General features: G+C 44.9%; 13 protein-coding genes and 1 pseudogene. 10 read left to right on the top strand and 4 right to left on the bottom strand.

Going from position 1 to position 13197, the window contains the following annotated elements:
* Positions 1-58: 58 nt before the first annotated feature.
* From AWQ24_RS14995 to AWQ24_RS14975, 5 genes are all read left to right on the top strand, one after another.
* Positions 59-925 (top strand): DNA/RNA non-specific endonuclease, encoded by an 867-nt coding sequence (locus AWQ24_RS14995; RefSeq protein WP_065717479.1) that lies wholly within the window; start codon positions 59-61, stop codon positions 923-925.
* Between the two features lie 356 nt (positions 926-1281).
* Positions 1282-3342, top strand: a complete 2061-nt coding sequence (locus AWQ24_RS14990; RefSeq protein WP_065717478.1) for a DNA phosphorothioation-associated putative methyltransferase — start codon at positions 1282-1284, stop codon at positions 3340-3342.
* A gap of 168 nt (positions 3343-3510) precedes the next feature.
* Positions 3511-3831, top strand: a complete 321-nt coding sequence (locus AWQ24_RS14985; RefSeq protein ID WP_065717498.1) for a type II toxin-antitoxin system HigB family toxin — start codon at positions 3511-3513, stop codon at positions 3829-3831.
* Positions 3832-3971: 140 nt separating this feature from the next.
* Positions 3972-4391, top strand: coding sequence for a type II toxin-antitoxin system HigA family antitoxin (locus AWQ24_RS14980; protein WP_065717477.1), 420 nt, complete (start codon positions 3972-3974; stop codon positions 4389-4391).
* Positions 4392-4817: 426 nt separating this feature from the next.
* Positions 4818-5768 carry an HNH endonuclease gene (locus tag AWQ24_RS14975; RefSeq protein WP_065717476.1) on the top strand — a complete coding sequence of 317 codons (951 nt, stop codon included), beginning with the start codon at positions 4818-4820 and terminating at the stop codon, positions 5766-5768.
* Positions 5769-5828: 60 nt separating this feature from the next.
* Here the strand turns inward: AWQ24_RS14975 and AWQ24_RS14970 are convergent, their stop codons facing one another.
* Both AWQ24_RS14970 and AWQ24_RS14965 read right to left on the bottom strand, forming a co-directional pair.
* A complete protein-coding gene (locus AWQ24_RS14970) occupies positions 5829-6362 on the bottom strand; it encodes a hypothetical protein (RefSeq protein WP_157096896.1) in 534 nt (177 codons plus the stop codon).
* An 11-nt stretch (positions 6363-6373) separates the two neighbouring features.
* Complete coding sequence (locus AWQ24_RS14965) at positions 6374-7228, bottom strand: hypothetical protein (protein ID WP_065717474.1); 855 nt, start codon at positions 7226-7228, stop codon at positions 6374-6376.
* A gap of 95 nt (positions 7229-7323) precedes the next feature.
* Here AWQ24_RS14965 and dndC point away from each other — a divergent pair.
* The 5 genes and pseudogenes from dndC to AWQ24_RS14940 all read left to right on the top strand — a co-directional run.
* Positions 7324-8405 (top strand): annotated as a pseudogene (dndC, locus tag AWQ24_RS14960) (DNA phosphorothioation system sulfurtransferase DndC); the annotation flags it as partial.
* A gap of 145 nt (positions 8406-8550) precedes the next feature.
* The gene (locus tag AWQ24_RS14955; RefSeq protein ID WP_083993585.1) at positions 8551-9072 is read left to right on the top strand and encodes a DUF2442 domain-containing protein; all 522 of its coding nucleotides are present in this window, start codon (positions 8551-8553) and stop codon (positions 9070-9072) included.
* Between the two features lie 12 nt (positions 9073-9084).
* Positions 9085-11076 (top strand): DNA sulfur modification protein DndD, encoded by a 1992-nt coding sequence (gene dndD, locus AWQ24_RS14950; RefSeq protein ID WP_065717471.1) that lies wholly within the window; start codon positions 9085-9087, stop codon positions 11074-11076.
* A gap of 4 nt (positions 11077-11080) precedes the next feature.
* Positions 11081-11446, top strand: a complete 366-nt coding sequence (dndE, locus tag AWQ24_RS14945) for a DNA sulfur modification protein DndE (RefSeq protein ID WP_065717470.1) — start codon at positions 11081-11083, stop codon at positions 11444-11446.
* On the top strand, positions 11446-11844 hold the full coding sequence (locus AWQ24_RS14940) for a hypothetical protein (protein ID WP_157096895.1): 399 nt from the start codon (positions 11446-11448) through the stop codon (positions 11842-11844). Before dndE ends, AWQ24_RS14940 begins: the two co-directional genes overlap by 1 nt.
* 190 nt (positions 11845-12034) lie before the next feature.
* Here the strand turns inward: AWQ24_RS14940 and AWQ24_RS14935 are convergent, their stop codons facing one another.
* Both AWQ24_RS14935 and AWQ24_RS14930 read right to left on the bottom strand, forming a co-directional pair.
* On the bottom strand, positions 12035-12445 hold the full coding sequence (locus AWQ24_RS14935) for a hypothetical protein (protein ID WP_065717468.1): 411 nt from the start codon (positions 12443-12445) through the stop codon (positions 12035-12037).
* Positions 12436-13197, bottom strand: a complete 762-nt coding sequence (locus AWQ24_RS14930; RefSeq protein ID WP_065717467.1) for a ParA family protein — start codon at positions 13195-13197, stop codon at positions 12436-12438. Before AWQ24_RS14930 ends, AWQ24_RS14935 begins: the two co-directional genes overlap by 10 nt.

Raw genomic sequence — 13197 nt, 5'->3', positions numbered from 1 at the left:
GCCCCCTTTTTTTTGGCAGTCTCCCTAGATAATGGAGAGAGTCAATATTGCAGCATCCATGAGAGACATCAAGTGGGTGATCGCCTTAGCCAAATCAATCATCAAGCATCCCATCCGAGCTATCCCTTTATTGATTGGCATCAGCCTAGTCTTTTTTGGCGCACAAAATTACAAACCCCCCACGGAACTCAATGAGGCGCAAAACTCTGCTCCAACTCAATCCCAACCGACAGACTCCCAGGTTGCAGCTCCCCCCCAATCGGCGATTGCCAGCAATAACCCTTGCCCCATCCATCTCCCCAACGGCTTACCTACTGGAACACCAGCCACTAATGACCTAGTGGTGAGGGATATCTACTGCCTCAGTTCCAACGACAATACTAAATTTGCTGATTGGGTTGCTTTTCGTTTAGACCGAGGCACCATCACAGGCAGCTCTGACCAAGACCGGGAATGGGAGGCTGATCCCAAGATTCACCGTAATGAAACCCTCGAACCCGAAGATTTTCGCGGAGCCTACAAATGGGGCAACTATGACCGGGGCCACCTAGCACCCTTGGCATCATTTCGAGGCAAGAACTGGCAACAGGTGAACTACCTCAGCAACATTACCCCCCAGAAAGCCAGCCTGAACCGGGGCGCTTGGAAAGAACTCGAAGAATATGAACGAGATCTCGTCAAGCAATACGGTGAGGTTTATGTGATTGTGGGAACCGCCTACGACAACCAACCCCTACAACTGATCAATGCCGACGAACCGAACGATATCCCTGATTACTTCTGGCGCATCATCCAATACAACGGCAAGACTGAAGCCTATCTCTTTCCCCAGGATACTCCATCCGGCACTGACTTTCGCCTGGGTAAAACTACTGTCTATGAAGTAGAGCAGTGGAGTGGCCTGAATTTTGGTTTACAAAAATGATGGTGATAGGCGATCTCGAAGAAATCCGCTTTGCGATGCGCCTATTCGTCACCTCCAATGAGAAAAAAGCATTGTTTAAGTGAATAATCGCATGTAGAATTTTAGGCGGTGAAGCGTGCTTTAAGCCGGATTATCGTAAGCTTACTGAAATCGCTGAAACTACTTCTACATAAAGGTTTCACCGGAAACATCTCAAAATTATCGTAAGCTTAGGTCATTTTTTGTCTACTCTTAAATTAATTCTATCGTTGGGGATCATTGCTCCATAGGCTTTTCAGAGGATCTGGTATCGTGAACTACTGGTAAATTAAGCTTACCGTCTATGATGAGTATGCTGTAATCCAATTTTGCGCACCATGATTCGCGAGACTTTTCACTTCGCCACGGTTCAATCCCGGTTGCAGCAGCTACCCTTCGGGAAAAAATTACCTACAGCCCTCTATCTCCACATTTCTGCCCTCAAGTATTTACCTCTTGAGTTACAAGACTACGAGGCGATCGCCCGTGAATTACTTCCCAAAAGCGAGTTTTCCTTTTCTCTAGTCAAGTTCAATACCAGCGAACCGAAAGTTTCCTATCTGGACTACCCCGATTTTGATATAGACCCCCATCCAGCCCTCAAACAAAGTATTCAGGTCAACTTGGGAGTAGGTAGCTATCAGGTGCGGCACTATGGCGATAATCCGCCAATTTTGCATCGTAAAGAAACCTTTGTCCATCCCACCTATCCTCACTACGCAACCTTTACCCAATTGACCCAAGCAGAGGAAAAACTAGGTTTACTGGCTGACTCCCGTAATATTGGTTATCAGCAGCAGTGGGAGAAAAAGCTTCAACACTTTCGGGTACGCATCGAAGACCATCGACTGATTGAGATTAAGGATCCTGAACGCCAATCCCCCAAGATTGACCGTCACAAAGCGGCGATTATCCGGCGGCAGATGTCCCGCCCCGTGCGATCGCTCTTTGAAGTAAACCTCCTCACCGAGGGCATGACCTTCTTTGACTATGGCTGTGGCCATGGAGAAGACCTGAAATTTATTGCCGAGAAAGGATTTCAAGTACAGGGATGGGATCCCTTTTACAAGCCTGATAACGAGAAAAGTCCAGCAGATGTCGTCAATCTCGGCTATGTGATCAATGTGATTGAAAATCCCGCAGAACGGCGGGAGGCATTGGTTAAAGCCTGGGCATTAGCCCAGAGAATTCTAGTGGTTTCCGCCCAGGTACTAATTGCCGATGGCGGCTATGGTCAGGTGGCCTATGGCGATGGGGTAATTACCAGTCGCAATACGTTTCAGAAATACTACGATCAAGAAGAGCTGAAACTTTACATTGATCAAGTGTTGGGGGTTGATGCGGTTCCGGTGGCATTGGGAGTTTACTTTGTCTTTCGGGATGAAGCCCAGGCAGAAACCTTTCGGGCTTCGCGCTTTCGATCACGGGCAACAACTCCTAGGATTCGTCTTTCCGTTAAACGGTTTGAGGATTATCAATCACTCCTACAGCCCCTGATGACCTTCATCACCGAACGGGGGCGCTTACCCAAAAAAGGAGAACTGCCAGAAGAAACAGCTATCTGTGCAGAGTTTAGAACCCTAATCCGTGCCTTTAAGGTGATTGAACAGGCGACGGATGCAGAAGAATGGCAGCGAATTGCCGAACAGCGCAAGTCTGATATTCAGATTTATCTAGCTCTCTCGAAATTTGCCAAGCGGCCAAAGTTTAGTCATTTAGACCCCACTCTACAGACCGATATCAAGGTTTTGTTTGGGACGTATAAGCAAGCCTGTCTACTTTCAGACATGATGCTGTTTAGTTTGGGAGATTTGCAAAACCTAGCGGATATTGCCCAGGAGAGTAAAATCGGCATTTGCTCAACTAAGGCATTGTTGGTGCATATCAGTGCCCTAGAACAGCTTGACCCGTTACTCCGGCTCTATGAAGGCTGTGCCAGTCGAACGGTGGGACGGTTAGAAAATGTGAGTTTGGTGCGATTTTATCTCCATGAGCCAAAAATTGCTTATATTTCTTGTGCTGATTTTGATGATGATCCTCATCCGCGTTGGCAGATGGCGATGCAGATTGGTTTGCAGGATCTGAAGGTACGTTACAAGGAATATGATCCGGATTTTGCTCCGGTGGTGCAACGCAAGGATCGTTTAGTGGGTCAGGATTATCTGCTCTACGACAAGTTTGCCAAGCTATCTCAACAGGAAGAGGATTGGGGTTTACTGGAAAATTGGTCAGAGATTCAGCTTTGGTCAGGTTGGCAGAAGGTATTACGGGAAACGGGTGTTGAGTTTAAGGGTTCTCGGTTGCAATGGCGGCAGGATGCTGACCCCTATCAACGGAAAATTGTGAAGTCTCGGATTCGCTCTCGACAACGGCAACGACAGAAGGAAAAGGATAATTGATTAGGCGATCGCCAACACCGAAAATTCCTCGAAAAAATCGATAAATACTTAACTCTATAATTACCATTGCCAAAAACTTCGCAAAACGCTAAGATTTAGACGTGGCAATAAACCACAACCAAGGAAAGCAGATGATGGCTGTCAACCCCACCTTGGATAATGTTGCCTATGCACATCATCTCGAAAACTGCCCTGAAGCAATTCTGGGAAAAGCATCCAAATGCCAAAGCGAGCTTAACGGCTTGGTACAAAATTGCCAGCCATAGCAAGTGGAAACATTTAGATGATGTTCGTCAAACCTTTCCCCATGCAGATCTAGTTGGGCAACTAACTGTATTTAACATTAGTGGAAATAATTATAGGCTCATCACCAAAATTGTCTTTCCTACAAACGAGAGTAATATTGGCCGAGTTTATATTAGAGCTGTGTTAACCCATGCAGACTATAGCAAAGGTAATTGGAAAAAGGATTCATGGTTTAAATCATAAATCTAATTTCCTAAAAGATTAAGGAATAGCTAATTTAGACAAAATCTTAAAATCATCTTGCTTTCCTTTTAAGGCACTTAGTTCTTCGTATTAATCTTTGTCAAAAACAAAATTACCTTATTTAGTATAAAATTATTTCTATGACCCATACATACTTAGAATTAATTCAGTCTTTTCCTCCCCGCCCCATTCACTCTGCAACAGACTTTGAAAAAACTCAAGCCGTTGTCAACAATCTGCTGGATAAAGAGCTATTAACTGCTGACGAAGCAGACTATTTAGAAGTTTTAGGTACTTTGATCTACGACTACGAACAGCAACAAGAAGATCTTATTCCTGATATTCATGGTGTAGAGCTTCTGCGTGTTTTAATGGAAGAACGTGAATTGAAGCAAAAAGATCTCGTGTCAATTTTCAAAACAGAATCGATTGTTTCTGCGGTATTAAACGGCAAGCGACAGCTGACAACTCGTCATATTCAAGAATTGGCTGCATTTTTCCATGTTTCTCCGGCTGTGTTTTTCCCGGCGAACTTTTCTGAAAATTTTCTTGCGGCCTAAATTAAACGAATATCTGGAAATATAAAGTCAAGCCTTGAATATCTTTATTCTGAAAAATTAACCCTAGAGAAATTAGAAAAATATGGTGTGGCAATCGCTATTTACAAGGGTAAAGATAATCACCGATCTCGGAAATTTTTGCAGGTGTATGAGGATGTCGGCTGTGGCGATCGCCTTCTTCCTTATAGTCCTACTTGAGCGATCGCCGCTGTTGGGATTATCGACGATGTAGGGGTAGCCATCGTAAAAGTGAAGTAATAACTGTTTTCTTCTTTGAGCCACGCAAACCCCACGCTGCAATAATCTCGATGGCTCTGCAATATCGCTCCAGATATGCCGCCACCCTCTCCGCCAATTCATCGCCAATTTTTTCGTTATCTATCCTTGCGACTGGGTAAAATGGTCTTAGTCTGAAGTGTGCGAGACATGATTAAGGATGTAGCCTATTATCAACAACAATTTAAGAAGCTACGGGTTGATCGTTCGAGGGGGACTGCTCCCCATCAGCCAATCATGTTGTTATCAGTAATTGAGCAAATTGAACAGAAACACATCACGGTTAATCGCATCTACCCTAATGCCAGTTTAATCACGACTTTCTCGAAATATTGGAGTTATCTGGCAGGGGAAAACCACCGCAATAGTATGCACTTGCCATTTTTCTATCTAAAAAGTAGTAAGTTCTGGCACCTCAAGGTGAAGGCTGGGTTAGAAACGGCGATCAAGGGTTTTAAGCCGAAAAGTGTGAATACGCTGACGGCTCTGATTGATTATGCTTACCTAGATCCTGAGCTTTTCGCATTGCTGCAAAGGATGGGCGATCGCTCAATTTTGATTATGACGTTACTGGATGAGTGGTTCCCGAATAAACAGGAACAAATCCAAAAGTTATTTCAAAAGGATGCGTTTAAGGAGTTTCAGGATAGGTTGCGGGAGTTGGGTGGCAGGGTTTACACAGTTGATGATGATGAGGTGAAGGATGAAAATGTGGTGATTGTGCGGGATGCTGCTTTCCGGCGGAATGTCATCGCGAACTACAACTATCAATGTTGTTTATGTGGGATACGAGTCATCGATCAAAAGGGTCAAACGATTGTTGATGGGGCACATATTAAACCTTTCTCTGAGTTTCGGGATGATCGCTTTGATAATGGTTTATCGCTCTGCAAAAATCATCACTGGGCTTTTGATCGGGGCTGGTTTGGAATTGATGAGAATTACCGAATTATTGTCAATAAAAACTTAGATGAAATCACACCTAATAATCGGGCACTCAAAGATTTTGAAGGCGAAAAAATTTCTTTACCAAGTCAGAGTTTTCACAATCCACGAGGTAATGCTTTAAAATGGCATTATATCAATATTTTTATAAAGTAATTAGTCTTCTAGAAATTTATATTACCCAGTATTAATAGAGCTTTGACCTTATACATCTTGCTATACATCTTGCTCATTATTTCCCTCTTCTACTTCTCCTTCCAAGAATTCAGACCGATAAAGTGCATAGTTGATCACATCATCAGATGCAAAAAATATTGCGATTAAGCTATACACCGATAAAAATGCAAAGAAACCGAGAAACCATTCAGATTGTTGCAACTTATTAACACTGAGAAAAATGGCAGTAACTGTATACATGACCAATGAATATACTAACGCAGAAAGAAGAATTGCCAAGGTGATACGGAAATTTTGAATGAGTCTTGTATATCTTCCTCTTTCCTCTAGGAATGAGATGAATTTATCATCTCCTGATGAAATCATAATGGCTAGTGCAGCAAAATAAACAGAGAAAATAATTGATTGAATGGTTACACCTATCCCGTACATTTCTTTCGCAAGGTCATTAGAAATAGAGTTGGGACAAAAAGTAATCACTAACAATAAAGCAGCAAAACCAGACAACAAATCTAAGTTTCTGATCAGTTGTTTTTTTGTTTTTTCTAAAATTCTTCCAAAAAAGTTATTCATGACTCCAAAAATCACTCTGGATTTTGCATTCTGTTAAATAAACTTCTAAATGTAGAAATGAGTTGATCTAAAATAGGAGTCGGCTCACTAGAAGTGTTTTCTACACTATTTTCAACTTCTGCTTCCACAGGATTATCACCTGTTCTAACACGTTCTGTCTGTCCTCCCCTAACCCCATCGATAGTTGCGACTCCATATCCATCGCTTGCCATGTGCAATCGTGCATTTAATTCAGCATCATCATCGATATTGACAGGTTGACCCTCTTCACCATCAAAAACAGTAATTTCAGTCCGTTCTCTAATCCTTCGTCTTTGTAAGTCATTGTCTACATCTTCCCAAATATCTCTACTGTTAGGATTAGATGGATGAAGTTTAACTCGTATCTTTTTAATTGACGAAAATTTTTTGATGGCTTCAAAAAACGTCTTCTCCTCATTGATTTGTTGGATGTCTACATCAATAAAGAAGTTGCTATAGCAAGCTTTCATTACTTCTCTAAACTTATCTCTAAACGTTTTAATTTCAATCTGACTATTTTTTTGATAAGCAAGAATTCCTGTCTTAACATGAAGAAAAAAGCGAGACTTCGCTTCAATTCTGTTAGTGACATTTCTCTCTTCAATCTCTTGCGTTTCGGGATCTATATATTCTTCGCTGTCCGTCGGTTGATACTTGGCAAGAAAACCAGTTATGAATTGCCGCTCTTGTAATTCACTGACTTCAAAAAATCCCCATTCATGATCTCTGACTCGATGCGTTATTCCTGCACTTAAACCACGCCATAAAAAGTCTGCTTTGTCTTCATTATAAGCAGCAATAATATTTAAGCGTCCAAAAAGGTATTTAAAGTTTCTGCCAGGCATACTCTTGCGTTGAGAAAAGTAAGATTTTTAGGTCAGCATTCCGACTATAACAGATGGTAACACTACCATTGGTTAAAGATTTATTTTTTATGTAAACCCGCAAAGTTGAGAGCGTCCGCCGTGCCGCCACGATGGAAAAACACGCCCAAAAACGTGTCCGCGATCGCCCAATGCTAGCTTGCCCAACTCCTTGATCTATAGCCCCATCGAAGACTGGACAAACGATGAAGTTTGGATCTACCTCAATCAATTTCCGAATCCCTGGGGCCACGACAACAAAGAACTCTTTACCCTCTACCAAGGCGCAACCGCCGATAACGAATGCCCCCTCGTCATTGATACCAGTACCCCCAGTTGTGGCGACTCCCGCTTTGGCTGCTGGGTTTGCACCATGGTGGATCAAGACAAATCCATGAAAGCGATGATTGTCAATGATGACGATAAAGCCTGGATGGAACCCCTATTAGAAATTCGCAACGAACTCGATGTCAAAGATGACAAAGACCGTCGTGACTTCCGCAGAATCTGGGGTGGCGTCCAGATTTTTGAACGTAGACAAGATGACGGCACTACCAAACCCGCCCCGATCCCCGGCCCCTATACCAAACAATGGCGCGAACATTGGCTCAGACGAGTTTTAAGCACCCAGACCGAACTCCGCCGAAATGCCCCCAAACCCATGCGCGACATTACCCTGATTGCCCTCGAAGAACTCCATGCTATCCGCCAAATCTGGCTCGAAGAAAAGCACGAATTCGACGACAGTCTTCCTCGCATCTACCAAGAATGTACCGGCGAACCGTTTCCTTTTCCTGCGGGTGACAGTAGTCTCCTCGGTTCCGAAGAATGGGATGTATTAACTGAGCTTTGCCAAGACGACCCGATGCACCTTGAGCTAATGGCCAGCCTCCTCGATACCGAACGGCAGTACCGCACCATGAGTAAACGCATTGGCATTTATGATGCCCTCGAAAAATGTTTTGATAGCAGTTCCCGCACCGAAGCAGAGGCGATCGCCCAGGCCCAACGGCGCTACCAAGCCAAACGCGCCCTCAACGACCCCGAAGAATTTAAACGAATTTTGCAGGAAGACGACCCAGCTCAACTCGATCTTACCCAGGTCAAACCCCAAACCAACAGTTGGGCTGCCGCTAAGTTTGGACCTCGGAAGAGCTAGAACTAGGTTCGAACTACGTGAGGGAAATAACAAAAAGCTGATTATGTAGTGCTACGGCAAGGCGATCGCCTACAATAAAAAAACCCAAGCAGTTCGGTTTTTAACACTAATGTCCAAAACCAAAAATATCTATTGGAGAAATGGCATGACATCCACCGAGCATAATTGGCAAAAAGACTTTTCAGAGGAAGCCCTCGCCGCTGAAATTGCCCAAGCCAAAACCGCCGCCCAACAAGCTGCAACAACCGAACCCTGTGCAAAAAATGCCTATTACGACGGCGATCGCCAACTGTTAGTGATTGAGCTAACCAACGGCGCGATCTTTAGTTTTCCGCCCCACCTTGCCCAAGGATTACAACAGGCAACCCCCGAACAACTCAATGACTGTTGGCTCGATGCCTCAGGACGGAGTATTCACTGGGAAAGCCTCGATGTGGATTTTAGTATCGTTGGACTGATGACCGGGATTTTTGGTACCCAAGCGTGGATGCAAGAAATTGGTCGTCGCGGCGGTCAGGCTAAATCACCGGCAAAACGACAAGCTGCCCGTGCCAATGGCAAAAAAGGTGGTAGACCTTTGAAAACTGCCACCATTGAAGATCTTTTTTTCTCCAGCGACATTCTTCAACCCTTTAACCACGCCGAACTGGATGGCGATCGCCCTTAAACTCCACATTTTATGATTTTCAAAACCCTGATCCTTGAAAACTTTGGCCCCTATAGCGGTAGACAAACCCTGGATCTATCTCCCACTGAAACCAGCCCGATTATCCTCATTGGTGGTATGAATGGCGGCGGCAAAACGACCCTAATGGATGCCCTGCGCTTGGTACTCTACGGACAGCGGGCCCAATGCTCTACCCGTGGCTCCATGGCTTACGGTGATTTTCTGAAGCAATCTATTAACCGTGCCAGTCAAGAGGGCGATCGCACTGCCGTCGAACTCATTTTTCGTCATTCCATTACCGGCGCACCGACCGAATACCACATCCGTCGCAGTTGGCAGAACGTTGCTAAACCCAAAGAAACCCTCGAAGTCTTTATTCGCAATATTGTTGATGGCGAACCTATTTCTTTACCGGATCCCGCCCTTGCGAAGCTCTGGGATGAACGCATCGAAGAGTTACTGCCCCTCGGTATCTCAAATCTTTTTCTGTTTGACGGCGAACAAATCAAAGAACTCGCTGAACAAGAGACGCCACCGGTCGAAGTCGTCAACGCCATTCAATCTCTGCTGGGTTTGGAACTAAGTGATCGCCTGTCAGTGGATTTAAAAATCCTCAAGGATCGCAAAGCCAAAAAACTGGCCAATCAACAGGAATTACAAGACTTTGAAGCCCTCGAACAGCAATTTGTTGAGCAAGACGACCAGCGCAAACAAATCAAAGCACAACTGAGTCAGCTCCAAAATAAATTAGATCGAGCCAAAAGCCGTGCCGATGAATATTTATCCATCTTCAAATTACGGGGAGGGGAGATTACCGCCGAACGCGCTCAACTCGAAACCCAAAAGCGTCAACTCGAACAGCAACTTGACAACGATCGCGCTAGCCTGCGAAACCTTGCCGCCCAAGCGTTACCCTTAAACCTCATTCAGCCCCTTTTACAGCGCACCCAGACCCAAGCCCAAACCGAAATTGAGCACCAACAGGCTCAGATTACGAGTCAAATCCTCGGCGATCGCAATACCAAACTCCTCGATTTTGCCCAGGCCCAACATTTTCCGAAACCCCAACTGGAACAACTCCAAACATTTCTGAACCAAGAACTCACTACCCTCAACAAAAAAGCGGCAAACCACTCCCCTAAACTCGGTATTGACCCCGAAACTTTATGTCACCTGAATATTGTTTGTGACACGCTTCTCCCTGACCAAATCCACCGTGCCAAACACCTGAAAGACCGCATCGAAACAACTCTAATTGAGATTGATGGCTGCGATCGCCAACTGGCTGCCGCTGCCCCACCCGAAGAATTTGACCAACTCGCTCAACAGGTTCAAGAGGCTAATCAAACCGTTATTCAACTGCAAACCGAATACCATGCCACCGAGCAACACCTTGCTCAACACACCACCATTGTTGAAGCCACCAAACAAAAACTCAGTCAGTATGGCCAAAAAATCTTTGAGCGGCAAAATGACGAACATATTATCCAAGCCATTGACCGCGTCCAACACACGCTTCAAACCTTCCGGCAACAACTCAAAATCCGCAAAATAGACCGCCTTGAATCCGCCGTGACTGAATGCTTTCGTTACCTTATCCGTAAAGCCAACTTTGTGGGGCGCATCACCATTGATCTTGAAACCTTTGCCCTCAACCTCTATGACACCCAAGGCAAACCCTTATCCAAAAATCGCCTCTCTGCTGGCGAAAAGCAACTCCTCGCCACTGCTTTTCTCTGGGGGCTCGCCCGTGTATCCGGCCGAAATCTCCCCGTTGCCATCGATACTCCTCTTGGCCGCTTAGATTCTTCCCACCGTAAAAATCTCTTAGAGCGTTATTTCCCCACCGCCAGTCACCAAGTGCTGCTACTATCCACCGATACTGAAATTGACGAGGCTGCTGCCCAACAACTGGAAACAGCAGGAGCGATCGCCTCTGAATATCTCCTCAACTACGACATTAAAACCCGACAAACCTCCGTACAATCCGGCTATTTTTGGTAAACCTATGGAACCCCCAGTACAACGCATCCAACTCTCCCAAACCGCCAAAGACCAACTGATCAAACTCAAGCGCGTTACCAAGATTGATCAGTGGAATATCCTCTGCCGCTGGGCATTATGCCGTTCCCTCGCTGAAGATCATCCTCCTGCCGATGTGCCCATTCCGACCGATAGTAATGTGGAAATGACTTGGCATACTTTCGGTGGCGACATTGCCGATATCCTTTTACTTGCCCTCACTCAATGGTGCATCGAACAGAACCTCCCTACCAATAAGGAGGCGATCGCCAATCAATTGCGTCTTCATCTCCATCGGGGCATTGGCTACCTTGCGGGCGATCCAAACTTAAAAAGTATCGAAGATCTCTAATGATGCATTATCATCTCACAGCCTTTAGGGCCCTGACACTACTTTGGGTTTCACCTGCTCTGGCAAACTGTCCTGTAGACTTCAACTTTGGAAGTATTGTCACCTCAATTGAACAAGCTGATACCTGTGAACAAGGCATTAACATCGCCCGGCAATGTGCCTTTGGCTCCACTGCCGACGTTATGTTTGTTAATCTTGCCAGCGAAAAATGCCTAACAGAGATTGCCCCTTTAACCTGCAATCAACAAACAGCATTAGACGATTTACGTCAACAATGTCGTGATAAGTATGCTGAATTTGAGGGAACCATATACCGTTCTTTTGCCGCATTTTGCGAACTAGAGGTCATCGAAGCCTTCCATTCAGCCCTCAGCGATCCGATAGATATGGAATTTTAAATGTTGCAATTAGTGCGACTAGACGAGTACCGATAGAGTCAGAGCCATGTCTAGAAAGATCGCCATCCACCTAGAGTGGGTTATTGGAATATTCAGAGAACTGATGCTTTCGTTATCCGAAGTAACCCTGCTTTTTCTCAAGTTGGTCTAGGAAATTGGTGATCGCCAACCCTATCTCCACCTAAAACTTTCAAGAATCTTGATTCTTTAATCTTGATTCAAGAGTCTTGAGTTGAGCTTGTAAAGTCTTAGGAGAATCAATATCCTGCCAGTCTAAGGGCATCGCCTTAAACAATTCCAATGCTGCCTGTACCCAAATTTCCTTGGGAATCTTGCTGCCATGGAGGCGTTTACCCTGTTTCACCAAATCGTCGAGCCAATCATTTACCTCAATCGGCAGGCGTAAATTAACTTTCTCCTTTTCCTCACTTTCCAAGAATCTTGATTCTTGATTCTTGATTCTTGATTTGCTAGAAGCCTTGCGGAGAGTTGGTTTTACCTCTGAAGTATCCTCAGTTGTCTTGGTAAAAATGCTTTGGGAAGAGGTACTGGGAGAGAGGGGATTTTTACCGAGGGCAGAACCCTTTTTACCTAATGCCATTGCTTAACCTCCTTGGTAAAATTCTTATAGGCGATCGCCCCTTTTCCTGTGGGGTCGTAATCAAAAATTGATTGGGAGTGGCTGGGCGCTTCCCGCAGTTTGACCGTCTCTGGAATTAACGTTTTAAAGACTGCATCACCAAAATGTTCTGAAAGAGAAGCCAAAACTTCTTTGCTGAGGTTATTGCGAGCATCAAAACGAGTCGCCAAGACTCCGGTCACTTGAATAGGATGATCCAAGGCAGAACGAATCAATTCTAAGGCTCTCTCGATGGCACTAATCCCCAACAATCCTAGATAACTCATATCCACTGGAATAATCACACCATCACTCGCCATCAGTGCATTAATCGAGAAGACCCCAATATTCGGCGGGCAATCAATCAATACATAATCATAATCATCCTCAATTTGGGCGATCGCCTTCCGCAGGAGCAACTCACGACCCGGCAACCCAGAGATCGGAATTTCCTCTTCTGCCATGAGAATATTCGAGGGAAGCACATCTAAATTTTCTTCAATGGCGATCGCCACATCAGGAATAGTCGCATTACGCTGGAGCACATCCTTAAGCTGCTGATCCAATTCCCAAATCTCAACACCGAGGGAAGCCGACGCATTCCCTTGAGGATCAATATCAATCAATAAAACCCGTTGCTTATGGAATCGAGCTAAGCCAACCGCCAAATTGTAAGTTGTGGTTGATTTGCCGACCCCTCCCTTCATATTGAAAATAGACAGTTTGATGGTCAT

Origin of the sequence: Picosynechococcus sp. PCC 8807, assembly GCF_001693295.1 — a bacterium.
GTDB lineage: Bacteria > Cyanobacteriota > Cyanobacteriia > Cyanobacteriales > MRBY01 > MRBY01.
This window is presented reverse-complemented; position numbering and strand designations above follow the sequence as displayed.

Bases quoted from the DNA above. Each gene is read 5' to 3' on its own strand.
- AWQ24_RS14995 (WP_065717479.1), top strand. From the start codon at position 59: ATGAGAGACATCAAGTGGGTGATCGCCTTAGCCAAATCAATCATCAAG.
- AWQ24_RS14990 (WP_065717478.1), top strand. From the start codon at position 1,282: ATGATTCGCGAGACTTTTCACTTCGCCACGGTTCAATCCCGGTTGCAG.
- AWQ24_RS14985 (WP_065717498.1), top strand. From the start codon at position 3,511: ATGCACATCATCTCGAAAACTGCCCTGAAGCAATTCTGGGAAAAGCAT.
- AWQ24_RS14980 (WP_065717477.1), top strand. From the start codon at position 3,972: ATGACCCATACATACTTAGAATTAATTCAGTCTTTTCCTCCCCGCCCC.
- AWQ24_RS14975 (WP_065717476.1), top strand. From the start codon at position 4,818: ATGATTAAGGATGTAGCCTATTATCAACAACAATTTAAGAAGCTACGG.
- AWQ24_RS14970 (WP_157096896.1), bottom strand. From the start codon at position 6,362: ATGAATAACTTTTTTGGAAGAATTTTAGAAAAAACAAAAAAACAACTG.
- AWQ24_RS14965 (WP_065717474.1), bottom strand. From the start codon at position 7,228: ATGCCTGGCAGAAACTTTAAATACCTTTTTGGACGCTTAAATATTATT.
- AWQ24_RS14955 (WP_083993585.1), top strand. From the start codon at position 8,551: ATGACATCCACCGAGCATAATTGGCAAAAAGACTTTTCAGAGGAAGCC.
- dndD (WP_065717471.1), top strand. From the start codon at position 9,085: ATGATTTTCAAAACCCTGATCCTTGAAAACTTTGGCCCCTATAGCGGT.
- dndE (WP_065717470.1), top strand. From the start codon at position 11,081: ATGGAACCCCCAGTACAACGCATCCAACTCTCCCAAACCGCCAAAGAC.
- AWQ24_RS14940 (WP_157096895.1), top strand. From the start codon at position 11,446: ATGATGCATTATCATCTCACAGCCTTTAGGGCCCTGACACTACTTTGG.
- AWQ24_RS14935 (WP_065717468.1), bottom strand. From the start codon at position 12,445: ATGGCATTAGGTAAAAAGGGTTCTGCCCTCGGTAAAAATCCCCTCTCT.
- AWQ24_RS14930 (WP_065717467.1), bottom strand. From the start codon at position 13,197: ATGACCATCAAACTGTCTATTTTCAATATGAAGGGAGGGGTCGGCAAA.